Source organism: Gordonia marina, from assembly GCF_052036135.1.
In the GTDB taxonomy this organism is placed as follows: Bacteria; Actinomycetota; Actinomycetes; order Mycobacteriales; family Mycobacteriaceae; genus Gordonia.
The window spans coordinates 68,160-93,972 of record NZ_JBPSDN010000015.1 but is presented as its reverse complement, the minus strand read 5'-3'; the positions used below and the strand labels follow the sequence as shown (position 1 = coordinate 93,972).

Here is a 25,813-nt window from a genome sequence, read left to right as displayed (position 1 = left end):
CTTCGCTGATGTGAGGACGTGCACCCCGGCGGTCGCCGATGCGTGAGCGATTGCGCCGCGCCCGGCGCGGCGACGGAGACCTGCTGGACAAGCCCGATTACGCGCTCGTCGGCATCGTGCGCATCCCCGAACTGGAGCGCAGCCCGGCCCGGGCCATCGGCCGCCGCGTGCTGTGGGCGCTGTTCTCGCTGTTCCTGTGCTCGCTGGTGGTCTACGTCGACCGTTACGGCTACCGCGACGCCAAGGGCTCGACGCTGTCGTACCTGGACTCGCTCTACTACTCGGCGGTCACCCTCTCGACCACCGGCTACGGCGACATCACGCCGATCACCGAGTCGGCGCGGCTGATCAACGTCCTCTTCATCACGCCGCTGCGTGTGCTCTTCCTGATCGTGTTGATCGGAACCACCCTGGAGGTGCTCACCGAGCGCTCGCGGCAGGCGATCAAGATCCAGAACTGGAGGAATCGGGTGCGCAATCACACCGTCGTCGTCGGCTACGGCACCAAGGGCCGGACCGCGACCGCCGCCGTCCTCGCCGACGGCGTGCGGCCCGGCGAGGTGGTGGTGGTCGACGACGATCCCACCGCCCTCGAAGAGGCCGCCGCCGACGGTCTGGTGACCGTGCGCGGCGACGCCACCAAGTCGGACGTGCTGCGCCTGGCCGGCGTCCAGCACGCGGCCGCGCTGGTGATCGCCGCCAACCGCGACGACACCGCCGTGATGGTGACGCTCACCGCGCGCGAACTGAACCCGCGGGCCAAGATCGTCGCCTCGATCCGCGAGTCGGAGAACACCCACCTGATGCGCCAATCCGGTGCCAATTCGGTGGTCGTGTCGTCGGAGACGGCCGGCCGGCTGCTCGGCATCGCCACCATCACCCCGTCGGTGGTGGAGGTGGTGGAAGACCTGCTCAGTCCCGAGGAGGGCTACGCCATCGCGGAGCGGGAGGTGGAGCCGACCGAGACCGGCGGCTCGCCCGCGCACACCAAGGACCTGGTGCTGGGCGTGGTCCGCGACGGCAAGCTGCACCGCGTCGGCGACGCGGAGGTCGAGGCCATCGAAGTCGGTGACCGGCTGCTGTACGTGCGCCAGGGCGAGCGGAGCTGAGTGGCGATGGCGACCTTCGAATTCGTCGAACCCCCGCTGCTGTCGCAAGCCGGCTTCGACCGGGCCGACCATCTCCGTGACGCGACCGACCGACTCGCGCAGGGCTGGTCGACGGCGCGGGTACTGCTGGTCGACGGCGCCGGACGTTACCCGGTCGACGGCGCCGGTGCTCTCCGCTGGGTCACGGCTCCCGGTCTCGGCGCGACGCCGCCGGACGGCGCGGTGTTCCTCGGCCTCGCCGGTGACACCGACGTCTGGGCACTGCGCACCGACGCGGTGCCCGGCCCGGCCGGCGATCCCCGCTCCGGGGCCCATCTGCTCAGCGCCGACGACGCCGGTCTGCTCGCCACCGCGCTCGGTCTGCTGAACTGGCACCGCGGCGCGGCCTTCTCGCCTCGCGACGGCAGCCCCACCACCGTCGGCCGGGCCGGCTGGGTGCGGCTCGGGCCCGACGGCGCCGAGGAGTATCCGCGCACCGATCCCGCCGTCATCATGGTGGTGCACGACGGCGCCGACCGCGTCCTGCTCGGTCGCCAGCACGTGTGGCCGTCGCCGATGTTCTCCACGCTGGCCGGGTTCGTCGAACCGGGCGAGTCGCTGGAACAGTGCGTGCGGCGCGAGATCGCCGAAGAGGCCGGCGTCGATGCCCGCGATCCGGCCTACCTGGGCTCGCAGCCGTGGCCGTTCCCGCGGTCGCTGATGCTCGGTTTCGAGGCGATCGCCGACCCCGAGCAGCCGATCGTCCTGCGCGACGGCGAGCTGGCCGAGGCCCGCTGGTTCACCCGCGATCAGGTGCGGACCGCCCTGGACACCCACGCGGACTGGGGCACCGACACCGAGGGCGCCGACCTCATGCTCCCGCCGCCCGTCTCCATCGCGCGGTCGCTGATCACCAGCTGGGCGCTCGCGCGTACGCATCCCATGGAGTGGCCGGTCCCGCTCGGCTGATCCGCGGCGTCGCCGGGCTTCCACCCGCTCTCCCCGGGCCGCGCCGCCGCTCCCGGCGCCCCTGCTCCGGCGTCGCAGGCCGGTTACCCGGATTCCGTCCCGCCACCGGCATTCCGTTCCATCACCTGGTTTCCGTTCCACCACCTGGAATAGAGCGTGTGGTGCAACGGAATTCGAGTGGATGGACGGAATGCGTCGTCGGTGCGCCGCGGTGCCCGGCGGGATCGGGCCGGGCTGGCGTTAGACTGGCCGACGTGGCCGATCTGACTGTCTACACGACTTCCTGGTGCCCGTTCTGCGTCCGGCTGAAGGCGAGCCTGAACCGCAACGAGATCCCGTACACCGAGATCGACGTCGAAGCCGACGCCGATGCCGCGGCCTTCGTCGAGAGTGTGAACGGCGGGAACCGGGTGGTCCCCACGGTGAAGTTCGCCGACGGCTCCACCAAGACCAATCCGGGCATCGGTGAGGTCATGTCCGCGCTGGGCCTGCTCTGAGCTGTCCGCCGTCATTCCGCCGGGCCGATCGGGCCGCCGCGGTTGTCGGTACCCCGTGAGACGGTGAACGCATGACCCTTCGACGGAGCTCAGGGAGCGAGCGGAGTTCAGGGGGCGAGCGGAGTTCAGGGGGCGAGCGGAGTTCAGGGATCCGGGACGGGCTCGACCCCCAGCAGCTCGAGGCCGTCCTCGCGCCGCGCGGCCCGGTCTGCGTGCTCGCCGGTGCCGGCACCGGCAAGACGCGCACCATCACGCGCCGGATCGCCTCGCTGGTCGACTCCGGACAAGTGAATCCCGGCCAGGTTCTCGCGGTCACCTTCACCGCCCGCGCCGCCGCCGAGATGCGGCAACGACTCGCCGCGCTCGGGGTCTCGGCACCCGGGCAGCAGGTCTCCGCGCTCACCTTCCACGCCGCGGCGCTGCGGCAACTGCGCTACTTCTGGCCGCGGGCGTTCGGTGACGTCCGCTGGGAGTTGATGGACAGCAAGTTCCCGATGGTGCGGCGCGCGGCGCGCGACGCGGGTCTGGACACCGCCGACCGCGAGCTGATCCGCGATCTGGCGGCCGAGATCGAATGGGCCAAGTCGTGCCTGATCGGCCCGTCGGACTATCCGAAACGGTCGACGGGCCGCGACCTGCCGATGAAGGCCGAGATCATCGGGCAGGTCTTCGCCGCGTACGAGGAGGCCAAACTCGGTGCCTCGCGGGAATGGTTCTTCGATTTCGAGGATCTGATCATCTACACCGCCGAGATCCTGCACAGCGAACCGCAGATCTCCGAGGAGTTCCGGTCGCGGTACCGCAGCTTCGTCGTCGACGAGTACCAGGACGTGACGCCGGTCCAGCAACGTCTGCTCTCCGCCTGGCTCGGCGGCCGCGACGACCTGACCGTGGTGGGCGACGCCAACCAGACCATCTACAGCTTCACCGGCGCCACACCGCGGTATCTGCTGGACTTCACCCGCGCCTACCCGGACGCCACCCTGGTCCGGCTCGAACGCGACTATCGGTCGACGCGTCAGGTGGTGTCGCTGGCCAACGGGGTGATCGGCCAGGCGCGCGGCCGGGTCGCGGGCACCCGGCTGGAACTGCTCGGCATGGCGGGCGACGGCCCGGACCCGGTGTTCGCCGAGTACCCGGACGAGAACTCGGAGGTGGTCGGTGTCGTCGCCGAGGTGAAGCGGCTGCTGCGCGCCGGAGTTCCGGCCGACGAGATCGCGATTCTGTACCGGATCAACGCCGTCTCGGAAGGCTACGAGGAGGCGCTCGCGGCCGCCGGTATCGACTACCGGGTGCGCGGTGATCTCGGCTTCTTCGAGCGGCCGCAGGTCAAGGCGGCGCTGCGGAAACTCGGCGCGCTCGCGCAGGGACCGCCCCCGCCGATGGAGGCCGCCCAGGCGGTGCGAGTGGCGTTGCGCCCGCTCGGCTACGCCGAGGCCGAGCCGCCGGGCGCGGCGGCGCGGGCCAACTGGCAGCAGATGGTCCGGCTGGTGGAACTGGCCGACGAGATCCTGGCCGAGCGCGGCGGCCTGGAGTTTCCGGGACTCGTGTCCGCGCTGGCCGATCGTGCACGCACCGGCGGTGATACCGAGCGCGGCGTCACTCTCGCCTCGCTGCACGCGGCGAAGGGCCTGGAATGGGACGCCGTGCTGCTCACCGGGCTGCACGAGGGATCGATGCCGCTCGGGCGGGCCTCCGGCACCCCCGAGGAGGTCGAGGAGGAGCGCCGCCTGCTCTACGTGGGCGTCACCCGGGCGCGCAAGCACCTGCATTTGTCGTGGAGCCTGGCCCGCACCGAGGGCAGGCCGGCGACCCGTCGTCGTTCACGATTCCTCGACGGCCTGGTGCCCACGGAGCGGTCGCGCGCCGCGGAACCGGCCGCGCCGACCGGGCCGGACAGGGCCGTGCACGATGCGCTGCGCGAGTGGCGCACCGACTACGCCGAGGCCGCGGGCATCAGCGAACCGAACGTGTGCAGCGGCAACGTCCTCAAGCAGCTGGCGCGGGTGCTGCCGTCGACCCCCGACGAGCTGCGCCGCATCAGCGGGATGAACCCGGAGCGGGTCGAGCAGATCGGCGACGCCGTCCTGTCGGTCATCGCGGCCCACCGAAGCTAGGCCGTGTCTCCCAAATCTCTTTCCGGTCCTCGGCGGCCCGCGCAGCGCCCGGCGGCATTGTCGTCGGTCGGCATGGCGCCGCTATGCTTCCCTCCTCCGCCTTGCCGGCCGCCCAGCGGATCCACCGATGCCTACGGAGAAGATTTGAGAGACGCGACCTGGTGCCGCGTGCCGAAAATTCATCGACGGTATGCCGCGGCGAGATGAACGCCTGGCGGCGTTGTCGTCGGTCGGCATAGCGCCGCTATGCTTCCCTTCTCCGCCTTGCCGGCCGCCCATCTGACTCACAGCAACCATTCGACAATTTTCGACACGCGACACCAGCGGTACCGCCGAAGTCGCCTTCCGGCACTCGGCCATCCGCCGAACGCCGGGCGGCGGACGTGGTGTGTCGGGCGTCGGTGATTCCGAACCGGCGAGACCTTGAATCGCCCGCGCCCGGGTGGCCTCGGTTCGGCAGAATGCCGAATCGGGGTTCGTGGCGGGCATCGATTCGGCACTCTGCCGACGGCGTCGCCCGGGCCGGCCGGCCGGCGGAGCGGTGCCGCCACCTTCTCTCGAGCCCGCCGAGCCGACCGGCGAAGCGGCGCCGAAAGGGACCCGCCGCGACACCCGGCGCGCAGGGGCGACACCCGAACAGCGCGCGACACCCGCGGTCGTCGCGTGTACGACGGCTGTCGTGTCCGCCCGCGGGCTGTCGCGATCGCGGCTCGACCGGCGCGGGGTCTACGCATCGCCGCAGGTCAAAAATAGATTGCGCGCTTTCGTGGCGGAGGCGTAGCGTGGTCGTCGTTGTTCCATGAGGGAACACGAGGGAATCGATCCGAGGAAGGAGTCGCCCGCGATGAAGAAGATCGCCGTCATCTGGCAGCACGAGCATCTGGCAGCAGCAGTGCCTGCTGACGCAGCGCGAGCGCGCCGGCGATTCCCCGTGGCCCGTCTGTCGGGCCGTCCCTCGTTGATCGAAACGTAGACGGCTCCGCAGACATCTGACTACCGGCCCCGGCGAATCGCGTCAGCGAATCCCCGGGGCCGAACTCTTTCTTCACCGGCCGCACGGGCTTCGCGCACGGACCACCCAGCCATCCCCGCGAAAGACCCAGCACATGACCATCACCGAACTGACCACCCCGATCACGGGGACGCCGGAGGAGTCTCCGGCGACCCACCGAATAGACCTGCCGTGCCAGAGCGGCGACGCGGACCTGTGGTTCGCCGAGGAGCCCGCCGCACTGGAGACGGCCAAGAGCCTGTGCCGCGCGTGCCCGCTGCAGGCCCCGTGCCTCGCGGAGGCCGTCGACCGCGGCGAGCCCTGGGGCGTGTGGGGCGGCGAGATCTTCGATCGCGGCGTCATCATCGCCCGCAAGCGGCCGCGCGGCCGCCCGCGGAAGAACGCGAGCTGACGAATTCGGACCCGTGACGTGCCCCTTCCGGGGGTGCGTCACGGGTCCTTTTCCATGTCGCGGGTCGTCCGGGACGGGCGACCCGGAAACAGACCCGCGACATGGCGGCGACGGGGAAACGCCGATCACGCCTCGGCGGGGAGTTCCTCCTCCAGACCGGGCACCCAGCGGTACATGATCGCGCGGTAGGGCGCCTCGGCGTCGAGCTGCGCGGCGATGCCGACGCAGCCGAGGAGCACCCGGAACACCATCACGTACTCCTTCGGCAGGTTCATGTGCCGGGAGGTCTTGTAGACGTCGCCGGTCATGTCCGTCGCCTTGCCCGCCGCGCGCTGCAGCCACCGGCGGGTGAAGTGGAACGAGTCGCTGTACAGCGGATCGACGTAGGGCTGCAGGTACTTCGCGAGATCCTGCGACGACACCTTCGCCGCGTACGCGGCGCGGATGAAATCGTGATCCACCAGCATGTCGCGCAGTTCGTCGTACCGCTTGTCTCGGGCCAGCGCGAGGATCGGCCCGGTCTCCGGCGGCAGACCGTTCGGGTACTGGCCGATCGCCCCGAAGTCGAGGACGCCGAAGCGTCCGTCGTCGAGGACGAAGAAGTTCCCCGGGTGCGGATCGCCGTGCAGCAGACCGACGCGCGACGGGGAGGAGAACTCGAAGGTCGTCATCTTGGTGGCGGCGTCGTTGCGCTGCGCGCGGGTGCCGTCGGTGATGATCTTGCTCAGCCGGGTGCCCTCGATCCACTCGGACACGATCACCTTCGGCGCGCTGGCCACCACCTTGGGGATCACGAAGTCGGGGTCGCCGTCGAAGGCCCGCGCGAAAGCCCGCTGGTAGTCGGCCTCGGCGAGATAGTCCAGCTCGTCCTCGGTACGGTCGATCAGCTCGTCGATCATCGCCTTGGCGTCGGTACCGGGGGAGAGCTTCTGGATCAGGCCGGACATCCGGCTCAGGGTCTTGAGATCGGCCTTCAGCGCGTGGTCGGCGCCCGGGTACTGCACCTTGACCGCGACCGGACGGCCGTCGGCCCACACCGCCTTGTGCACCTGGCCGATGCTCGCCGACGCCGCGGGGGTCTCCTCGAACGACGCGAAGCGTTCCCGCCAGCGGGTGCCGAGCTGCTGGTCGAGCACCTTGTGGACGGTCGCGATCGGCATCGGCGGCGCCTCGGCCTGCAGTTTGGTCAGCGCCTCGCGGAAGGGCTCGCCGAACTCCTCGGGGACGGCGGCCTCCATGATCGACAGCGCCTGGCCGACCTTCATCGCGCCGCCCTTGAGCTCGCCGAGGACGGCGAACAGCTGCTCGGCGGTCTTGGCCATCACCTCGGCGCTGACCTCATCCTTGCTCTTGCCGGCCAGCCGCTTGCCGAATCCGGCCGCGGCCCGGCCTGCCATGCCGAGCGGCAGCGCCGCCAGCTTCGCATTTCGACGGCCCTGCCCCCGTGTGATCTCGTCGCTCAACGCAGTCCTTTCGCCTGCTCCGAGGATAGTGGACGGCCGGGCCCGGCGGCGGGTAGCAGCAGTCGCACGCGGGGTGCACCGGTGCGGCGAGCAGATCCGTTCCGGCCGGTTGCACGCGCACCCGCAGACGATGTCCCAGCGTCTGCGGCGCGGCACCGGCCGGGTCGGCGAGCCGTGCGGCCAGTCCGGCGATCTCCTGTCGCGCCATCAGGGCGGTCAGCGCGACGGTGACGGGGTCGTCGCCGCCGGGGGCGGTGGCGAGCCGGGTCGTGAGCAGCGGCCACTCCGGGTCCAGGTCGCAGCGGTGCAGGTCGGCGCAGCGCAGACAGCTGGAATGCCCGGGCAGGACCAGCGGGCCGATCATCCCGGCGCCGTCCTGCACGACCACCGGCAGGTGCGGCAGCCGCGCGGTCATCAGCCCGGCGGCGACCGCGGGGTCGGCGCCGAGCCGGTCGGCGAGCACCACCAGCCGGCAGTCGAGGTGCTCGAACCGGGACACCGACGACGGGCCGAGCGGGTCGCCGACGACGACCAGCCCGGCGTCGGTCAGTTCGTCGGCGAGTCGCCGCGCCAGCGCGTCGTCGCCGAGGATCCGGACCCGCAGACCGGCGTCGTACGGCGCCGCCGGAAGGCGCGCTTTACCCGCGGTCACCAGCCGGTCGAGCAGGACGCTGAACGACGCCGCCGTGAGCCCCGCGGCGCGCACCTTGGCGCGCAACTGGTCGCGGTAGAGGGGCCGGCGCAGTGCGCCGAGCACGTCGGCGACGACCGAGGGGATCGCGGGCGGGTCGAGGTGCACGATCAGCGCGGTCGACGGGTCGTAGCCGATGTGCAGGCTGCCGTCCTCGCGGACCAGCACCGGGGTGCCGGGGACCAGGACGGGCAGTGCGCGCTGCGAGTTCGGGATGTTCATGGCGTCAGCCTGACACCGGAGGCGGCCGGCCGTCGACGTCGTTGTCCACACCCTGTGGACAACATCGGCGGTGCCGCGGAACGTGCCGGTCAGCGCGCGAGGGCACCGTCGATCAGGTCGGTGATCACCTCGCGGAGGTCGAAGCCGCGGGACAGCTCGCTCCACTCCGGGAGCAGGGCGGCCACGGTGGGGTAGTCGGCGGCGAGATCGCCGGAGTCGGCGCGCTGAAACCAGAGCCGCTGGTCGTCGGGCCGCTGGGACATCGAATACTGCCAGCCGACCTCGGAGGCGACGAGATCCCAGCTCGCGCGCCACAGCCCGAACGCCCGCCGCCGGTCGAGCCCGGCTTCTCCGGCCGCGGCCAGGAAGCTGTCGGTGAGGATCAGCGCCGACCGGCCGGTGGTGCGGCCCTCGCGCAGCACGGTGATGATCCACGGGATGCGGAGCAACTGCGTGTACATCTCCATCGCCACGCCGATCATGCGGTCGCGCGGACTGCCGTCGGGGATCGACCACGAGATCCGCGCGGCCAGCTCGTCGAGGACGAGGGCGAGCAGCTCGGCCTTGTTCGGCACGTAGTGGTACAGCGACATCGGCTTGGAATCGAGCTCGGTGGCCAGTCGGCGCATGCTCAGCGCGTCGATGCCGTCGCGTTCGATCAAGGCCAGGGCGGCGTCGACGATCGTGTCGCGGTCGAGACGGGGAGTGGGCGGCATGGATGCATCATCGCGCATGACGACCGGCCTCTTGCGAATCACCGTGAGTAAGCCTAGCCTAACGTACGCGTACGTATTCGTACGCGTACGTGCAACGGATTCGGAGACTCGCATGACGGTCGCACCCACCCGACAGCAGCATCACGGCACCTTGCTCGCCACGGTGTTCTTCCTGAACTTCCTGGTGGCACTGGACATGTCCCTGGTCAACATCGCCCTCCCCGCGATCCGGACCGAACTCGGATTCAGTGCGACCGGGCTGCAGTGGGTGGTCACCGCCTACCTGCTCACCTTCGCGGGCTTCATGCTGCTCGGCGGGCGGCTCGGCGACCTCTGGGGCCGTCGCCGGGTGATCCTCGCCGGACTGGTGGTCTTCGGCGCCGCGAGCCTGCTCGGCGGATTCGCCGATACGCCCGGCGTCCTGATCGCTGCCCGCGGCCTGCAGGGACTCGCCGGGGCGCTGCTGGCGCCGGCATCGCTCGCGCTCGTCGCGACCGTCGCCGACCCGGTCCAGCACAAGCGGGCGATGGGGGTGTGGGCCGCGGCCGGCGCCGCCGGCGGCGCGGTGGGCGTGGTGCTGAGCGGGTTGCTCACCGACTGGTTCTCCTGGCGCGCGGTACTCCTGGTCAACGTGCCGCTGGTGCTGATCGCCCTGATCGCGGCGTTCACGTCGGTTCCCGCGGGACACGAACGGGGCGCCGGCCGGCTCGACGTGGTCGGCGCCGTCCTGGTGACGGCGGGAGTGGCAGCGCTCGTGTACGGAGTCAGTTCCGCGGGCGACCACGGCTGGGGCTCGGCGCGCTGCCTCGTCGGCCTGGCGGTCGCGATCCTCCTGCTGGCCGCCTTCGCGGCGGTGGAACGGACGACGCCGCATCCCCTGATGCCGCCGTCGCTGGTGCGCCGCCGCTCCATTCTGGGGGCGAACCTGTTCGGGTTCATGCTCGCCGCCGGTCAGCTGGCCGCGTTCTACTTCGCCTCGCTGTACGTCCAGACGGTCTGGAACGTCGAGCCGGACATCGCCGGCACCCTGTTCCTGCCGTTCTCCTTCTGCGTGTTCATCGGCGTGGCGGCGGCACCGAAGCTCGCCGCGCGGATCGGGCCGCGCAACGCGATCGCGGTGTTCGGCGTGTGCGCGGCGATCGGGTTGTGGCTGTTCTCCCGGATGCCCGCCGACTTCGACTTCTGGGTCGGCATCCTGGCGCCGTCGGTGGTCTGCGCGATCGGGGTGGGCGGCGCCATGGTGCTGGTCGGCGCGATCGCCACCGAAGGGGTGGCGCCGGAAGACGTCGGCGTGGCCTCCGGAGTGGTCAACTCATCCCGGCAGCTCGGCGGCACCATCGGGCTCGCGGTGCTGGTGACGATCGCGAGTGGCGCGGGCACCCCGCGGGACGGCTTCTCGATCGGCTTCGCGGTCGGCGCGCTGTTCCTGGTGGCCGGAACCGTCGCGGCCTGGTGTGTGCTGCCGGCCCGGGAGCGTGCCGCCGAGGCGGCGGTCCGCTGAATCGGGCGCGGCGGCACGGTCACGACTCGCCGTCGTCCTTCTTGCGCTGCTCCTCGGCGATGGTGCGCTCGAGTTCGGCGATCGGGTCGTCGAACGTGCCGGTGCCGCCGCCGATCACGCGGTCGATGAAGCCGGCGGGGCTGTCCAGATCCTCGGCGTCGGGCAGTAGATCGGGGTGCGCCCACACGCCGTCGCGGGTGGCGACGTCGGCCGCCTCGGTCAGCTTGCGCCACAGGTCGGCGGCCTCGCGGAGCTTGCGCGGGCGCAGGTCGAGCCCGATCAGGGTCGCGAAGGTCTGCTCGGCGGGTCCGCCGGAGGCACGACGGCGCCGCATCGTCTCGGTGAGCGCTGCGGTCGACGGGATCCGGTCGCCGAGAGCGGCCGAGACGGTGAGTTCCACCCAGCCCTCGATCAGCGCGAGCAGCGTCTCCAGGCGGGCCAGCGCGGCCTGCTGTTCGGGCGTGGTCTGCGGCTCGAACGCCGCGGCCTGGCCCATCAGCTCCTCCATCTTGGCGGGATTGCTGAACAGCTCCTGCGGGTCGAGTCCGGCACCGAGCTGGTCCAGACCGCTCATGTCCAGGCGGATTCCGCGGGCGTAGTCCTCGACCGTCGACAGCAGACGCTGCCGCAGCCAGCCCGCCCCGGAGAACAGCCGTTGGTGGGCCGCCTCGCGGGCGGCGAGGAACACCACGATCTCCTGCCCGGGCAGATCCAGCCCCTCGGCGAACCGGGCGATCGCCTCGGGCAGCAGCGCGCCGGTGCCGTGCGGTGCCAGCGGCAGGCCGATGTCGGTGGAGGTCAGCACGTCCTTGGCGAGGTGGCCGAGGCCCTGGCCGAGCTGGGTGCCGAACATCATTCCGCTCATCCCGGCCATCATCGGCAGCATCGGGCCGGCCATCGCCTTGGCATCCTCGGGCAGGCTGTCCTGCCAGGTGCCTTCCAGGGAGCCGGCGATCGGATCGCACAGCGTCTGCCAGGTCGGCAGGGTCTGCTCCAGCCAGTCGACCGGCGTCCAGGCCGCGGTCGCGGTGATCCCGGCCGGCAGGGCGGTCTGCTCGTCGAGCCACAGCTCGGCCAGTCGCACGGCGTCGGCGACCGCCCGCTCCTCCGACTCGAGCATCGGGCGGAAGTCGCCGATCTGCTGGCGCGCCAGCCGGGTCGCCAGCTCGTAGTTCACCGGTCCGGTGCCGCCGCCCGCGACCGGCATGCCCATCCCGCTGAACATCTGGCCGAGCTGGGTGAACACCTGACCGAGCATGTTCGGGTCGAATCCGGCACCCGCGTCGCCGCCGAGCGCCCCGAACGGATTCCCCGCCGCACCGAAGGGGTTGTTCGAGGCGCCGGAATCGCCGGGCTTGTCGTTGTCTCGATCGTCGTCGCGGCCGTCTGACGAGGAGAAACCGAAGGGCAAGTCGCTCATGCCACGACAGTACCGGCCGTGCGGCGTCGTCGCCGTCGTCCACTACTCTCGATCGAATGAAGCTGAACCCTTCGCGCCGGCGCGTGGTGACCCTCGGCGTCTCGGTGCTGGTTCTGATCGTCTTCGTGGTCGTCGGCAGCACCGCCCGCGTGCCCTACGTGGCGCTCAGTCCCGGCCCGACCGTGAACACGCTCGGCATGCACGACGGCAAGCCGGTGGTCCAGGTGACCGGCGGTGCCGACGGCAAGCCCGACGGGCACCTCAATCTGACGACGGTCTCGCTGACCGACGGCCTCACCCTGTTCCAGGCGCTCGGCATGTGGTTCTCCGGCACGTACCAGCTGCAGCCCCGTGAGCTGTACTTCCCGAAGTCCAAGTCGGACGAGCAGGTGCGCCAGGAGACGGCGCAGCAGATGTCCAGCTCGGAGGACAACGCGACCGGCGCCGCGCTGACCTACCTCAAGCGGCCGACCGCGGTCGGTGCCGCCGGACCGATCGCCGACGACAGCCCCGCCCAGGGCAAGATCGAGGTCGACGACATCATCGTGAAGATCGGCGACGTCCCGGTGTCCACTCCCGACGACGTGCAGAAGCAGATCCGCGCACACGCGCCGGGCACGGAGGTGCCGATCACGGTGAACCGCAAGGGCACCGAACTGGTGGTGCCGGTGAAACTGGGTGCGCGGCCGGACGACCCCAAGGTCGCGTTCCTGGGCATCACCCCGAAGGTGGTCAGCGCCGACCCGAACGTGCGCATCACCTACAACGTCGGCGACATCGGCGGCCCGTCGGCCGGCCTCATGCTGACCCTCGCGGTGATCGATTTCCTGACCCCGGACAACCTGGCCGGCGGCCGGTTCATCGCGGGCACCGGCACCATCGTCCCGGATGGGACGGTCGGGCCGATCGGCGGCATCACCCACAAGCTCAAGGCCGCCAAGGACGCGGGCGCCGTCGCCTTCCTGGTCCCGGCGGAGAACTGCGCCGAGGCCACCGGCGACGCGCCCAAGGGGCTGGAACTGATCAAGGTCGACACCCTCGGCGGCGCGGTGACCGCGCTCGGCGAACTCAAGGACGGCAAGCCCCGCCCGCACTGCTGACCCCGGGCACAGCGCTGGATCATTCTGCCCTGAGCCCTGAGCCCTGAGCCCTGAGCCCTGAGCCCTGAGCCCCTGCCCCCTAAGGCCCCGCTGAGCCGCTGCCCTCCTGAGTCGCCCGGAGCCCTCAGCTCCCTGAGCCGCCCCGAGGCGATAGCCGAGGGGCGAGTCGAAGGGACGCTCCTTCGACAGGCTCAGGCGGCGGGGCAGGCTCAGGCGGCAGGGGCAGGCTCAGGGTGCGAGAGCAAGCTCAGGGAGCGGGGCAGGCTCGGGGAGCGGCACGGGTTCAGGCGTCGGTGACCTCCTCGAACGTCGCGGCCAGCGCGTCGAGCAGTTCCGGCGCGAGGTCGTCGTGCGTCCGCAGGTGATTCGGGTCGTCGGGATCGTCGGCGTCGGGCTCCAGCGCCAGCAGGGCGACCCGTGACCCGGTGCGAAGCACGCCGCCGATGAGGCGCGCACGACGTCCCTGCGACTCGTCGCCGCCGGGCGGCACCACGGTGATCTCGGTGACCAGCGCGCAGCCGGCGACCGGTTCGGGCCAGCCGATGGTCGCCAGCAGTTCCTCGGTGGAGGCGCCGGGGCGGCCGGCTTCCTGGAGGACCGGGCTGAGCGCGGAGTCGTCGTTCTCGTCGACCAGTTCCGGGGCCTGCTCGGCGAGCACGGCGGTCGGGACGAGGGCGAACAACTGGTCGGGCGACGACCAGGGAAGTCCGTCCGCGTAGGCGGCGCATTGGGCGAGGGCGTTGCCGAGATCGGCGCGGGAAAAGCTCACCCCACCATTGTGGCCGGTGACCTTTTTGAGCGAATCAGTAAGGTGGAGACAATCTCTGCTCCCCGAGCCCCAAATTGGAGTGAACGACGTGGTGGGTACGCGCGGTCCGGTCGGACGGCCGACGTTGTCTCGGCGAACCAAGATCCTGATCGCGGTGGTGGTCGTGCTGCTGATCCTGGTGCTGATCACACCGCGGATCGTGAGCCTGTGGACCGACTGGCTCTGGTACTCCGACATCGGTTACCGGTCGGTGATGTCGACCATGGTGACCACGCGGCTGCTGACCTTCCTGGTCGTCGCGCTCGGTGTCGGCGTCCTGATCTTCGCCGCGGTCTACGTGGCCTATCGGGGGCGCCCGCCGTACGTGGTGCCGTCCGGGCCGTCCGACCCGCTGGCCCGCTACCGCGAGGTGGTCGGCCGCCGGCCCAAGGTGACCGCGCTGATCCCGGCCGTGGTGGTCGGGGTGCTGGCCGGGCTGGTGGCGCAGGCGTCGTGGACCACGGTGCAGACCTTCCTGCACGGCCAGTCGTTCGGTGTCACGGACCCCCAGTTCAACCTCGACATCGGTTTCTACGCGTTCACGCTGCCGTTCGTGCGACTGCTGCTCGACATGCTGTTCCTCGCGCTGGGAGTCGCCTTCCTCGCGAACCTGCTGACCAACTACATCTTCGGCGGAATCCGGCTCGGCGGCGGCGGGCGCCGCGGGATGATCAGCGGGCCCGCGAGGGCGCAGCTGGCGGTGATCGCCGGGCTGTTCGTGCTGACCAAGGCCGTCGCCTACTGGTTCGACCGCTACGACCTGCTCACCAGTGACCGGCGCGGCGACATCTTCACCGGCGCCACCTTCACCGACGTCAACTATGTGCTGCCGTCCAAGCTGATCCTGATGGTGATCGCGATCGTCTGCGCGGTCGCGTTCTTCTCGGCGATCTTCCTCCGTGACCTGCGTATTCCGGCGCTCAGCGCGGTGCTGATGCTGGTCACCGCGCTGGTGATCGGGGTGATCTGGCCGGCCGCGATGGAGCAGTTCTCGGTGAAGCCGAGTGCCGCGGACAAGGAACGCGAGTTCATCCAGCGGAACATCACCGCGACGCGCGACGCGTACCACATCCGGCCGGGCAAGGACATCACGATCGATGACGGCTGGGCGCGTACGCCCGCGGATCCGGCCAAGGTCAACTCCGATGCGGCGACGATCAGCAACATCCGGATCCTCGACCCGAACGTCCTGTCGGCGGCGTTCCAGCAGCGCCTGGCCCTGCGCAACGTCTACGGGTTTCCGGCGCAACTGTCGGTGGACCGCTACGACGTCGACGACCAGCAGCGCGACTTCATCGTCGCCGCCCGCGAACTCGACCCGAAGCGGCTCGGCGAGAACCAGAAGAACTGGATCAACCAGCACACGGTGTTCACGCACGGCGACGGTTTCGTCGCCGCGCAGGCCAACAAGGTGGTCAGCGACGGCGCGACCGGTTCGGCCGCCGAACGCGGGGGCGTCCCGGACTTCATCGTGTCGGATGTCAACGCCGTGAAGACGGCCACGGAAGCCGGCAAGAAGGCGCCCTTCGGCGTCACCCAGCCGCGCATCTACTTCGGCGAGCTGATCGCCAGCTCCGCGCCCGATTACGCGATCGTCGGTTCCACCGAGGAGCCTCGCGAGTACGACGGCGAGGGCGTCCAGTACCGCTACTCGGCGGATTCGGGGGTGGCGCTGAGCAATTGGGGTGTCCGCCTGATGTACGCGCTCAAGTACGGGGAGCGGAACTTCCTGCTGTCCAACGCGCTCAACGACAAGTCCCGGATCCTCTACAACCGCGACCCGCGCGACCGCGTCAAGAAGGCCGCGCCGTGGCTGACCGTCGACTCCAAGACCTACCCGGCGGTGATGGCCGACGGGTCCATCAAGTGGATCGTCGACGGGTACACGACGCTGCCGAAGTACCCCTACTCGCAGCCGACCTCCCTGCAGAACGCCACCGCCGACTCGCGGCAGGCGAGCAGCGGCACCACCGGCCGCACCCAGGCCGACGAGCAGGTGTCGTATGTGCGGAACTCGGTGAAGGCCACCGTCGACGCCTACAGCGGCAAGGTGGAGCTGTACCAGGCCGACGACACCGATCCCGTGCTCAAGACGTGGATGAAGGTGTTCCCGGGCACCGTGAAGCCGAAGTCCGATCTCGACAAGCAGCCGGACCTGCGGGCGCACCTGCGCTACCCGGAGGACCTGTTCAAGATGCAGCGCTCACTGCTGGCGCGTTACCACGTGAACGACGCGTCGACCTTCTTCCGTGCGGACAACTTCTGGTCGGTGCCCGCCGATCCGGATCCGGACCTGCAGGGTCAGCCGCGGCAGCCGCCGTACTACTTCACCGCGTCGGCGCCGGAGAAGCAGAGCCTCGCGCAGTTCCAGTTGACCGGGTCGCTCAACTTCTTGAACCGGCCCAACCTGTCCGCCTACATGACGGCGAACTCGGATCCGAACGGGTACGGGCGGATCACCCTGAAGACGTTGCCGACCGACACGTCGACGGTCGGTCCCACGCAGGCGGGCGCGACGATGCTGGCCGAGCCGCGGGTCACCGAGCAACTGAAGCTGCTGGAGAACACCAAGGTGACGTACGGCAATCTGCTCTCGCTGCCGGTCGGTGGAAGCGGCCTGCTGTACGTCATGCCGATCTACACAGCGGCGAGGGGCGGTGACGGCGCGATGCCCAGGGTGGCGCGTGTGCTGACGTACTACAACGCCACCGCGGGTGAGGGGAAGGCGCAGGTCGGCATCGCCACGACGATCGGGGACGCCCTCAAGCAGGTCGGTATCGATCCGGGTGCGGCCACGCCGAGTGACGTCCCGGCCGACGGCGGCGACCAGCAGCCGACGCCGCAACCCACTCCGCAGCCGGGCGGGGACGATCCCGGCCGGGACGCGGCCGTCGACCAGCTGGGCAAGGCTCTCGACGCGGTCAGTGCCGCGCAGGCGAGTGGCGACCTGGGCAAGCTGGGCGATGCGCTCAAGAATCTGAACGACGCGATCGCGAACTACAAGAAGTACGAGAAGTAGTCCGCGTTCGCCCGGCGCCCGGGCCGGTCGCGGCGGAGGTCAGCCGCGGCCGACCTTGGCCAGGTAGCGCTTGATCTCGGCGTTGGTGTTGTCCGGCAGCATCGGCGAGTGGTGCAGGTGCCGGGTGAGCCAGGTGAAGATCGCTGCGGTGGTCAGCAGCAGTGACAGGGCGATGATCCCGTAGGCGATGTTCATCGGCTTGTGGTCGGGGAGCTGGGTGAGCGTGATGACCCAGAGTGCGGAGAAGGCACCCCCGATCAGCAGGGTCGTGAACCCGATCATCGCCAGCGGGTGCCAGCCGTGGCTTTCGTGAGCGGTATGGGTGGCCATGGTGTCCTCCTTCACCTCGGTGGTGCATCTCCACCCTAGCCCTCACGTGAGACAAATCACAGAGAGCCCTCACTGGAAAGCCGCTCACGATCGGCACCCTTCGGGTAAAGCGAACGAAGCATGACGTTCTACGGTGGCAACGTCGTCGGTCGTCGGGGACCGACCTTACCGAGGGGCTGTCGTGCCACCGCTGAGTCGATTCGTGAAGATCCAACTGGTCGTCATCCTGGTGCTCGGGCTGGCCGCCACCGTGTTCGCCGGCGTGCGGTACGCGAGGCTGGGGGAGGCGGCCGGAGTCGGCGTCTACCGGGTGACGCTCGGCGCGACCGACCCGGCGGCATCTTCGCCGGCGCCGAGGTGACCTACCGGGGTGCTCCGGTGGGTCGCGTCGACGGTCTGCGGCTCACCCGCGAGGGCGTCGACGTGGATCTGCGGCTGCGGACCGCGGCGGGGCGGATTCCCGAGTCGGCGGTCGCCGTCGTCGCGAACCGGTCGGCGATCGGTGAGCAGTACGTGGACCTGCGGCCGCCGTCGGCGAACGGGCCGTTCCTGCACGACGGCTCGCGGATCGAGGGGATCGTCATACCGCCGGTGCTGCAGAACGTGATGTCCGACGTGATCGCGCTGACCGAATCGGTGCCGGTCGACGACCTGCGCACCGTCGTCACCGAGCTCGGCAAGGGTTTCGACGGCCAGTCGGACAACATGGCGCGGCTCGCCGACTCGCTGATCGCCCTGGCCGATACCGGCGCGGAGAACATCGGGCACACCGTGTCGCTGCTGCAGGCGTCGGACGTCGTGCTGTCGACGCAGGCCGAGCAGTCGGACACGATCGAGGAGTGGGCTCAGGGGGTGCGGAAGATCACCGCCCAGCTGGCGGCCTCCGACCCCGCGCTGCGCCGGACCCTGGGCGCCGCGCCCGCGGCGTCCTCGGAGCTGTCGAACCTCCTGCGCAAGCATGTGGCAGCGGGCACCGCGCTGATCCACGCGCTGGGACAGACCGCGCACACGATTCAGCCGGCCACGTACTCGACCGGCATGCTCGTCTTCATGCTGTCGAGCCTGTCCGCGGGGAGCCACTCGACCAACCTGGGCGACGGCCAGATCCGCTTCGGCCTGGTCCTGGAGACCGAGAACCCGCCGTCGTGCACCCGCGGCTATGAGAGCACGTGGGCGATGATCGCCGAGATGAAGCGCAAGGACCCGAGCTTCGACCCGTCGTACGACGACTTCCCGTTCAACCGGGACGCCGACTGTCATGTACCGGTGGGCAATCCGACCGGCGTGCCCAGCGCCGACCGTGCGGCGCTCGCCAACCCGGCGTACCCGCAGCCGTGGGACTCCACGCCCAAGAAGATGCCCGACACGCTGAACCTGAACCCGCTCGCGCAGCAGCTCGCCCTGCTGATGGGCGTGGCGCAGAAGTGAGCTTTCGGTGCGCTACGTGTCGTCGATCACGTTGTCCCGTAACCGATTTGCATAGTCCGTTTGCCCGTGTGTAACGTAGTCCTCGCAACGCGGGGTGGAGCAGCTCGGTAGCTCGCTGGGCTCATAACCCAGAGGTCGCAGGTTCAAATCCTGTCCCCGCTACCAACGACGAAGACCCGCACCGGAAACGGTGCGGGTCTTCGTCATTTCACCCGTCTCCTGGGCCTTAGTGCCTCGATTCCGTGCCGCTCACCGATCACCGGGATAGTGTCGATCACCGACAACTGAGACGAGGGGGGCGACACGATGGCGACAACGCCGGAGTCTGGCCGAAGAGAAGTGCTGTGGATCGAGCGTCCGGAGGGGGAACTGCGTCCGCAGCCGTCATCGGATGCGGAGGCTCGCGAACGGCTGGACGCCGGTAGCGCGGGGTTCGCCTCCGTCGGGGCGGCGGACACCGGGCGCCTGGAGGTGTCGGTGGGGGCCGGCGCGTTCGGGCTGCCCCGTACTCCGGGCGCAGGTCTCCCGCAGGAGCCGTTCGCCGCGGTGCTGGCCTGCTCGGATGCCCGGGTGCCCGTCGAGCTGGTGTTCGGCCAGGCCACCAACGACCTGTTCGTCATCCGCGTCGCGGGCAACGTCCCGGGGACCGAATGCGTCGGCAGCCTGCACTACGCGATGGCCAACATGGCCTCGGTCAAGCTGGCCGTGGTCCTCGGGCACTCGCAGTGCGGCGCGGTGACCGCCGCCGTCGACGCGCTGCTGGCCCCGCAGACCTACCTGCAGGTGGTGCACGACCCGCCGCTGCGCGCGATCGTCGACTCGCTGCTCGCCGGCGTCCGGATGGCGGCACTGGCCCTGGAGGCCGAGTTCGGCGCCGACGTGTCGTCGGCCGGCGGCTTCCGCGACGCGCTCATCGCCGTGTCGGTGGTCGCCAACGCGGCCATCACCGCGACGATGCTCGACCGCGACCTGGACCGGCCGGTGGTCTATGGCGTCTTCGATCTGCACGAGCGCACCGTCGGCGTCGGCAGCCGGGACGGGTGGTCGCCGGGTCTGCTCGCCGCACCCGCGGACGACGCGGCCCTGGCGGCGCTGCTCACCGCCGCGGCCGCCGCACAGGCGGACAAGTTCACCGCCGACCGTGGCTGACGACGCGGCCGCCCGGGCGTTCCTGACCGGACTGGGCGGCGCGCTGGTCGCCACCGCGATGCCGACGACGACGGTCGAGGAGACACTCGACGCCCTCGCCGACAGGTGCGGTCCCGGGTTTCGGAGGCCTGCGGGCAGGTCGAGGGTTGTGACAGGCTGACCGGGATGGGATCACTGGACACCGTGCGAGACGCGTACGGCGCCGCGGCCGCGGCGTACATCTCCGCGGTCGGGAGCATCGACGACGTCGACGACCGGGATCTGGCCCTGGTCTCCGAATGGGCGCGCGGCGCCGACGGCCCGGTCGTGGATGCGGGGTGCGGGCCCGGGCAGTGGACGCGGCACCTCGCCGGACTGGGTGTCGACGTGACCGGCGTCGACCCGGTTCCCGAGTTCCTCGCCGCCGCGGTCGCGGCGGACCCGCGTGGGCGCTACCGTCTCGGGCGGGCCGAGGAGCTCGGCGCCGCCGATGGTGAACTCGGCGGTGTCCTCGCGTGGTACTCGCTGATCCATCTACCGCCGGAGGAGATGGCCGGTGTGCTCGCCGAATTCGCCCGCTGCGTCGCGCCGGGTGGCGGGCTGCTCCTCGGATTCTTCACCGCCGATCGACAGTCGCGGTTCGACCACGCGGTCTGCCCGGCGTACTACTGGCCGGTCGAGCTGCTCGCCGCGCGCGTCGCGGCCGCGGGTTTCCGGGTGGTGCGTACGGAGACGCGCACGGACCGGCCGGAGCGGTCGCACGGCGCGCTCGTCGCCGTCCGGAACAACGCGGACGATGTGAAGTAGGCCGCACGGACGGTGGCCCACCTCGGGCTCTTTGTCCGGTCATCAGTGGACTCTCAGGTGAGTGCCCGAGAATCGGGCGGTTATGACTTCCTTCGACGACGGTGACGCGCGCCCTTCGGCGGGCGAGATGCTGCGCCGGGCGCGGGCCGCGGGGCAGCCCGTGCCGCGCTGGCACTCGATGGACGACGTCGTGCCGGATTCGGGAGCGCGGCCGGCCCGACGGGCCCGCCATCGTGCGCCAGCCGCCGACGAGCCGGTGCCGGCCGAGATCACCGCGCCGGAGATCGTCGCACCGGAGATCTCGGCGTGGCGCTCCGCGGCGCCCACCGAACAGATCCCGCAGACCCCGGTCGCGGCACCGGAGGAACCGTCGGGGCACCGGCGGCCGCGCCCCCGGGGACGCCGGGCGGCCGGGCTGGCGCTGCGGACGGTCGTGGCGGTCGGCTGCGTCGGGATCCTGACGCTGACCGGTATGGCCTGGGCCGGTGCCAATCGCGTCTTCGGCGGATTCACCATGTCGCACGCGCTCGGTTCGGGTCCCCGATCGACCGACGGCGCGGAGAACATCCTGCTGATGGGCCTTGACACCCGGCGTGATCAGGACGGTAATCCGCTGCCGCAGTCGATCCTCGATCAGCTGCACGCGGGCAGCAGTGACAACGGCGGGTATAACACCAACACCCTGATCCTGGTACACATCCCGGCGGACAAGACGAACATCATCGCGTACTCGATCCCGCGCGACGACTACGTGAACGTCGACGGACTCGACGTCCCGCAGGCCAAGATCAAGGAGGCCTACGGGCGGCGCAAGGCGGCCACCGAGGACCAGCTCCAGGCGCAGGGTGTCACCGACGCGTCCGAGCTGGAACACCGCGGCCGCGAGGCGGGCCGCGCCGAGACGATCGAGACGGTCCGAGCGCTGACCGGCGTGCCGATCGACCGCTTCGCCGAGGTGAGCCTCGTCGGCTTCTACGACCTGGCGAAGTCGCTGGGCGGTGTCCAGGTGTGTCTCAATCGGGCCGTTCAGGACGACTACTCGGGCGCGAATTTCCGCGCCGGCGTGCAGACCCTCAACGGCTCGCAGGCCGTGGCCTTCGTCCGGCAGCGGCACGGCCTGGACAACGGCGACCTGGACCGGACACATCGGCAACAGGCGTTCATGCTCTCCGCGCTGCACAAACTGCAGAGCGTCGGGACGCTCTCGGACGTCGGCAGGCTGAACGCGGCGGTCGCGGCCGCGCAGAAGGACGTCGTGATCTCCGACGGCTGGAACCTGCAGCAGTGGGCCGGACTGATGAGCTCGGTGTCCGGCCAGCACATCAGCTTTCGGACGCTGCCGGTGAAGGGCTACGCGACGGTCGACGAGCAGTCGGTCAACATCATCGACCCGGCGGAGATCCGCGGCATCGTGCAGCGCGCCTTCGGCGTCGCGCCGACGCCCGGGCCGGCCACGTCCACGACGGCCGTGGCGGACGGCGGCACGACGGACGGATCCTCGCCGGACGGCGGCACCGGTTCGCCGACGACGATGGACCCCGAATCGCTCCTCACGCCCGGGGACGCCCCGCCCGACAACGGCGGCGCGGTCACCAACACCGACGCCATCCCCTGCGTGAACTGACACCGTTGCCCGGACCGGGCTCGTCGCCCTCACGCGGCGACTGGCTGACCACCGGAGGCTGAGCCGCAGCGACCCCGTCGAGCCGAGGCTCCGCCCCCGGTGTCGACCGGCCACGGGCGGCGTTTTCGTACCGCGACACCCGCGGGGTGCCCGCGACACCCGTTGCGTCCGCGACACCATGTTGACGACCAGTGCGCGGGAGTCGCTTCCCCGCTCGGGTGTCGCGTCGGCAGTCCGGCTGTCGCGGACCGCGGCGGAGTGCACATCGATGCGCAAGCGGCCCCGTCCGGAGAAGAATCCGGGCGGGGCCGCTCGAGTTTCCCGAGGGCTGCGGGAGGTGTCAGGCCTGGCCGGACAGTTCGTCGTCCAGGCGGAGGATTCCGGGGCCGTCCTCGTTGATCAGCTTGGCGCGGCCGAGGATCTCGCGGACCGTGGCCTCTTCCTCGACCTGCTCGGCGATGAACCAGTCGATCACCGTGCGCGAGTCGATGTCGACGGTCTCCTGTGCCAGACGGAACAGGTTGCGGATCGACTCCGAGACCTGCTCCTCGGCCTCGAGGGCGACCTCGAAGGCCTCGGCGACGGTGTTGATCTTGATCGACGGCATGTGGATGTCGCCGATGATCGGGTGGTTGTCCCGATCGGTGAGGTGCTTGATCAGCCGATCGGCGTGCGTGAGCTCTTCGGCGGCGTGGCGCGACATCCAGCCGGCGATGCCGGGGAGATCCTTGAGCTCGAACTCGATGGCCAGCTGGCGGTACAGCATGGACGACTCGAATTCGAGGGTGATCTGCTTGTTGAATGCGATTTCGAGGTCTTCGTTCATCTTCATGTCGACTACGCTAACCATCATTTCTCCTCTGCGATAGCAAGATTTGTCTACCCTAAACACCCTCTGAACTGGGAAGATATGTACATCCTATCCTAATTTAGGATGCCCTGGTAAGCATTGGTCGCGACCGCTCGTAGGCTGAACGAATGCACTTGGAATTGGCGACGCAGGTGGCGTTGATCGCGGCCGGATCGATCTTCGTATGGGGACTACTGCTCGGCGTATGGAAATTCGCGCAGATCGCCGTCAGTCCGGACGGCTGCGCGCACGTCTACGTCGACATCGCGCACCGTGCCGCCCTGATGTACTCGTTCGCCACGCTCCTGCTGGCGGCGCTGGTGCAGTTCAGCGCCTGGCCGACCTGGGTGAACGTCGCCGCCCTCGCCGTCGTCATCGTCTTCTTCGCCGGGGCCATCGCGTCGTACTGCGTGCACGGCTGGCGCCAGGACACCACGAATCAATACCACCCGCGCGACGCCGGGCTCGTCGCCGCCACCGTCGCGCTGATCGTCGGTGAGGTGGGTGGCACCGTGGTGATCCTCGCCGGGTTCATCGTCGAGCAGTCCCGCACGTGGACATAGGTCGATCGGCTGACCCGACTGTGGCGTTAGCGCCCCGGCCGGAGACGCTTTTACGCAGGTCGGCGGCCGCGGTCGGCGGGCGATGGCGGAATGTACGTCACGGTCCAGTCAACGAGGTGTGCGCCGGCCGAGCGAGTACACGCGGTTCGGGACCGAGACCGACGCCTCCCAGCCGAGTTCCCTCTGCATCCGCAGGCGCAGCGAGTCCGCGGCGTTGGGCTCGCCGTGCACGATGAAACTCTGAGCCGGAGCGCGGGTGAAACCGGTCATCCAGCGGATCAGTTCATCGCCGTCGGCGTGCGCGGAGAACATGTGGAGGTCTTCGATACGCGCGTTGATCGGCACCCATTCGCCGTAGAGCTTGAGGAAACGGGCGCCATCGGCGAGCGCGCGGCCGCGGGTGCCGACCGATTGGTAGCCGGCCAGCACGATGGTCGTGGCCGGGTCGGCGGCGAAGGCGGCGAGGTGATGCAGGATCCGCCCGCCGGTGGCCATGCCGCTCGCCGACAGCACGATCTTCGGTGAGCGATCGGCCGAGATCGCCTTCGACGACTCGGTGTCGCGCGTGTACTTCGCGATGGCGAACATCTCGTCGGTGAGGGCCGGGTCGAGCTTGTGGTCGCCGGGGAAGGTGCGCAGCAGCTCGCTCGCGCTGATCGCCATCGGCGAGTCGACGTAGATCGGCACCGCCGGGATGGTCCCGGCCCGCCGCAGCTGCCACAGGTAGTAGAGGATCAACTGGGTCCGGCCGACGGCGAACGCCGGGATCAGCACGGTGCCGCCGCGGTCGGCGGTCTCGGTGACGATCCGCGCCAGGACGTCCAGCGGCGACGTCGTATCGCGCAACCGATCGCCGTAGGTGGACTCGGTGACCAGGACGTCGGCCTCGGTGATCGGCTCGGGGTCGTGCATGAGCGGGTCGTCGTACCGGCCGAGATCCCCGGTGAACGCGACCGTGGTGCCGCCCCACGCGACGGTCGCCGTCGCGGCACCCAGGATGTGCCCGGCACCCCGGAAGATCACCTCGGCGCCCGGCACCGGCGTGAACGGCCGGTGCGGCGGGTGCACCTCGAAACGGGGCAGTGTGGCCTCGACGTCGTCGGTGTCGTAGAGGGGGAGCGCGGGGTGGTGTTTGCTGGCCTTGCGCTGGTTGACGAAGTCCGCGTCGCGTTCCTGGAGGTGAGCGCTGTCGCGCAGGATGATCTCGGCGACGCTCCGGGTGGCCGGTGTGCAGTGGATCGCGCCGCGGAAGCCGTCGCGGATCAGCCGCGGCAGGTACCCGCAGTGGTCGAGGTGTGCGTGCGTGAGGACCACGGCGCCGATACTCCCGGCGTCGACCGGCAGCGGCCGCCAGTTGGCCTCCCGAAGATTCTTGATGCCCTGGAAGAGTCCGCAGTCGACGAGTAACGCCGTTCCGCCGGATTGAAGCAGATGCTTGGACCCGGTGACGGTCCCGGCACCGCCGAGGGAGGTGAGAGTGAGTCCGGCCATGAGTCCGAGCGTATTCGGTCCGGATACGACGACGGGGCCGGTCCCTCGGACCGGCCCCGTCGTGAGGTCGTGGGGGCGCTCACCCCTCGGTAGCGCCCCGCCGGAGTCCCGCCGCGGCGGGGCTCAGCTGTGCGGGCTCAGGAGTAGAACAGCGAGCCGCAGGTCGGCCACGCGCCGATGCCCTGGCTGGCCAGCACGTTCTCGGCGACGCGGATCTGCTCCTCGCGGCTGTTCTCGTTCGGCATGCCGGAGCCGCCGTTGGCCTGCCAGGTGCCCAGCGAGAACTGCAGGCCGCCGTAGTAGCCGTTGCCGGTGTTGATGGCCCAGTTGCCACCGGACTCGCACTGCGCGACGGCGTCCCAGTTGCCGCTCGCGGCGGAAGCGTTAGCGGCCAGGGCGGTCATCGGCGCGATCGTCAGAGCGCCGGCGATGGCGGCGCGGGTGGCGAGCTTGGTGATGCTCATGGTCGTTCCTCCTCGTCTTCACCGGGCCGAAGTGCCCGGCGATTTCGAACCGGCGACGACGTTACGGAACGCAAACGCAAAGGTCACACCGTGTTTTGTGACCCACGACACGAA

General features: G+C 70.1%; 23 protein-coding genes, 1 tRNA gene and 1 pseudogene. 16 read left to right on the top strand and 9 right to left on the bottom strand.

From position 1 onward, the window contains the following. Nucleotides 1-38: 38 nt before the first annotated feature. The 6 genes from ACSEEN_RS11750 (at nucleotide 39) to ACSEEN_RS11725 (ending at nucleotide 6,074) form a co-directional block, all read left to right on the top strand. Nucleotides 39-1,109, top strand: coding sequence for a potassium channel family protein (locus tag ACSEEN_RS11750; RefSeq protein ID WP_298445121.1), 1,071 nt, complete (start codon nucleotides 39-41; stop codon nucleotides 1,107-1,109). A gap of 6 nt (nucleotides 1,110-1,115) precedes the next feature. Further along, the gene (nudC, locus tag ACSEEN_RS11745; RefSeq protein ID WP_247864837.1) at nucleotides 1,116-2,057 is read left to right on the top strand and encodes an NAD(+) diphosphatase; all 942 of its coding nucleotides are present in this window, start codon (nucleotides 1,116-1,118) and stop codon (nucleotides 2,055-2,057) included. Nucleotides 2,058-2,302: 245 nt separating this feature from the next. Continuing rightward, the gene (locus ACSEEN_RS11740; protein WP_247868084.1) at nucleotides 2,303-2,554 is read left to right on the top strand and encodes a mycoredoxin; all 252 of its coding nucleotides are present in this window, start codon (nucleotides 2,303-2,305) and stop codon (nucleotides 2,552-2,554) included. A 71-nt stretch (nucleotides 2,555-2,625) separates the two neighbouring features. Then, a complete protein-coding gene (locus ACSEEN_RS11735) occupies nucleotides 2,626-4,671 on the top strand; it encodes an ATP-dependent DNA helicase UvrD2 (protein ID WP_440713253.1) in 2,046 nt (681 codons plus the stop codon). An 844-nt stretch (nucleotides 4,672-5,515) separates the two neighbouring features. Next, nucleotides 5,516-5,644 (top strand): hypothetical protein, encoded by a 129-nt coding sequence (locus ACSEEN_RS11730; RefSeq protein WP_440713252.1) that lies wholly within the window; start codon nucleotides 5,516-5,518, stop codon nucleotides 5,642-5,644. A gap of 133 nt (nucleotides 5,645-5,777) precedes the next feature. Continuing rightward, nucleotides 5,778-6,074, top strand: coding sequence for a WhiB family transcriptional regulator (locus ACSEEN_RS11725; protein WP_298445661.1), 297 nt, complete (start codon nucleotides 5,778-5,780; stop codon nucleotides 6,072-6,074). Nucleotides 6,075-6,199: 125 nt separating this feature from the next. Here the strand turns inward: ACSEEN_RS11725 and ACSEEN_RS11720 are convergent, their stop codons facing one another. From ACSEEN_RS11720 to ACSEEN_RS11710, 3 genes are all read right to left on the bottom strand, one after another. Then, on the bottom strand, nucleotides 6,200-7,525 hold the full coding sequence (locus ACSEEN_RS11720; RefSeq protein ID WP_440713264.1) for an ABC1 kinase family protein: 1,326 nt from the start codon (nucleotides 7,523-7,525) through the stop codon (nucleotides 6,200-6,202). Next, nucleotides 7,413-8,450: a hypothetical protein gene (locus ACSEEN_RS11715; protein ID WP_440713251.1), complete on the bottom strand. Its 1,038-nt coding sequence runs from the start codon at nucleotides 8,448-8,450 to the stop codon at nucleotides 7,413-7,415. Before ACSEEN_RS11715 ends, ACSEEN_RS11720 begins: the two co-directional genes overlap by 113 nt. Nucleotides 8,451-8,539: 89 nt before the next feature. Next, nucleotides 8,540-9,166, bottom strand: a complete 627-nt coding sequence (locus ACSEEN_RS11710; RefSeq protein WP_298445668.1) for a TetR/AcrR family transcriptional regulator — start codon at nucleotides 9,164-9,166, stop codon at nucleotides 8,540-8,542. A gap of 112 nt (nucleotides 9,167-9,278) precedes the next feature. Between ACSEEN_RS11710 and ACSEEN_RS11705 the strand changes: the two genes are divergently transcribed. Beyond that, a complete protein-coding gene (locus ACSEEN_RS11705; RefSeq protein ID WP_440713250.1) occupies nucleotides 9,279-10,667 on the top strand; it encodes an MFS transporter in 1,389 nt (462 codons plus the stop codon). A gap of 19 nt (nucleotides 10,668-10,686) precedes the next feature. Here ACSEEN_RS11705 and ACSEEN_RS11700 read toward each other — a convergent pair whose 3' ends face one another. After that, nucleotides 10,687-12,087, bottom strand: coding sequence for a zinc-dependent metalloprotease (locus ACSEEN_RS11700; RefSeq protein ID WP_440713249.1), 1,401 nt, complete (start codon nucleotides 12,085-12,087; stop codon nucleotides 10,687-10,689). A 56-nt stretch (nucleotides 12,088-12,143) separates the two neighbouring features. On the opposite strand from ACSEEN_RS11700, the gene ACSEEN_RS11695 reads away from it, so the two are divergent. After that, on the top strand, nucleotides 12,144-13,187 hold the full coding sequence (locus ACSEEN_RS11695) for a YlbL family protein (RefSeq protein ID WP_440713248.1): 1,044 nt from the start codon (nucleotides 12,144-12,146) through the stop codon (nucleotides 13,185-13,187). 283 nt (nucleotides 13,188-13,470) lie between these two features. Here ACSEEN_RS11695 and ACSEEN_RS11690 read toward each other — a convergent pair whose 3' ends face one another. After that, nucleotides 13,471-13,956 carry a PPA1309 family protein gene (locus ACSEEN_RS11690; RefSeq protein WP_371307027.1) on the bottom strand — a complete coding sequence of 162 codons (486 nt, stop codon included), beginning with the start codon at nucleotides 13,954-13,956 and terminating at the stop codon, nucleotides 13,471-13,473. A gap of 88 nt (nucleotides 13,957-14,044) precedes the next feature. On the opposite strand from ACSEEN_RS11690, the gene ACSEEN_RS11685 reads away from it, so the two are divergent. After that, on the top strand, nucleotides 14,045-17,014 hold the full coding sequence (locus ACSEEN_RS11685; RefSeq protein ID WP_440713247.1) for a UPF0182 family membrane protein: 2,970 nt from the start codon (nucleotides 14,045-14,047) through the stop codon (nucleotides 17,012-17,014). A gap of 39 nt (nucleotides 17,015-17,053) precedes the next feature. Here ACSEEN_RS11685 and ACSEEN_RS11680 read toward each other — a convergent pair whose 3' ends face one another. Continuing rightward, complete coding sequence (locus ACSEEN_RS11680) at nucleotides 17,054-17,344, bottom strand: hypothetical protein (RefSeq protein WP_247864828.1); 291 nt, start codon at nucleotides 17,342-17,344, stop codon at nucleotides 17,054-17,056. 181 nt (nucleotides 17,345-17,525) lie between these two features. On the opposite strand from ACSEEN_RS11680, the pseudogene ACSEEN_RS11675 reads away from it, so the two are divergent. The 6 genes and pseudogenes from ACSEEN_RS11675 (at nucleotide 17,526) to ACSEEN_RS11650 (ending at nucleotide 22,331) form a co-directional block, all read left to right on the top strand. Next, nucleotides 17,526-18,772, top strand: a pseudogene (locus ACSEEN_RS11675) (MlaD family protein). Nucleotides 18,773-18,860: 88 nt separating this feature from the next. Beyond that, nucleotides 18,861-18,937, top strand: a tRNA-Met gene (locus tag ACSEEN_RS11670). A gap of 174 nt (nucleotides 18,938-19,111) precedes the next feature. After that, complete coding sequence (locus ACSEEN_RS11665; RefSeq protein WP_440713246.1) at nucleotides 19,112-19,921, top strand: carbonic anhydrase; 810 nt, start codon at nucleotides 19,112-19,114, stop codon at nucleotides 19,919-19,921. Continuing rightward, nucleotides 19,914-20,081: a hypothetical protein gene (locus tag ACSEEN_RS11660; protein WP_247864825.1), complete on the top strand. Its 168-nt coding sequence runs from the start codon at nucleotides 19,914-19,916 to the stop codon at nucleotides 20,079-20,081. Before ACSEEN_RS11665 ends, ACSEEN_RS11660 begins: the two co-directional genes overlap by 8 nt. 5 nt (nucleotides 20,082-20,086) lie before the next feature. Further along, complete coding sequence (locus tag ACSEEN_RS11655; RefSeq protein ID WP_247864824.1) at nucleotides 20,087-20,707, top strand: class I SAM-dependent methyltransferase; 621 nt, start codon at nucleotides 20,087-20,089, stop codon at nucleotides 20,705-20,707. Between the two features lie 82 nt (nucleotides 20,708-20,789). Beyond that, nucleotides 20,790-22,331, top strand: coding sequence for an LCP family protein (locus ACSEEN_RS11650; protein ID WP_247864823.1), 1,542 nt, complete (start codon nucleotides 20,790-20,792; stop codon nucleotides 22,329-22,331). A gap of 340 nt (nucleotides 22,332-22,671) precedes the next feature. Here the strand turns inward: ACSEEN_RS11650 and ACSEEN_RS11645 are convergent, their stop codons facing one another. Further along, complete coding sequence (locus ACSEEN_RS11645; RefSeq protein ID WP_247864822.1) at nucleotides 22,672-23,163, bottom strand: ferritin; 492 nt, start codon at nucleotides 23,161-23,163, stop codon at nucleotides 22,672-22,674. 146 nt (nucleotides 23,164-23,309) lie between these two features. Here ACSEEN_RS11645 and ACSEEN_RS11640 point away from each other — a divergent pair, with 146 nt between their 5' ends. After that, nucleotides 23,310-23,744: a hypothetical protein gene (locus ACSEEN_RS11640; protein ID WP_247864821.1), complete on the top strand. Its 435-nt coding sequence runs from the start codon at nucleotides 23,310-23,312 to the stop codon at nucleotides 23,742-23,744. A 108-nt stretch (nucleotides 23,745-23,852) separates the two neighbouring features. Here the strand turns inward: ACSEEN_RS11640 and ACSEEN_RS11635 are convergent, their stop codons facing one another. Next, nucleotides 23,853-25,235 carry an MBL fold metallo-hydrolase RNA specificity domain-containing protein gene (locus tag ACSEEN_RS11635; protein ID WP_298444672.1) on the bottom strand — a complete coding sequence of 461 codons (1,383 nt, stop codon included), beginning with the start codon at nucleotides 25,233-25,235 and terminating at the stop codon, nucleotides 23,853-23,855. Nucleotides 25,236-25,372: 137 nt separating this feature from the next. Continuing rightward, the gene (locus tag ACSEEN_RS11630) at nucleotides 25,373-25,699 is read right to left on the bottom strand and encodes a transglycosylase family protein (protein WP_298441410.1); all 327 of its coding nucleotides are present in this window, start codon (nucleotides 25,697-25,699) and stop codon (nucleotides 25,373-25,375) included. Nucleotides 25,700-25,813: the final 114 nt, after the last annotated feature.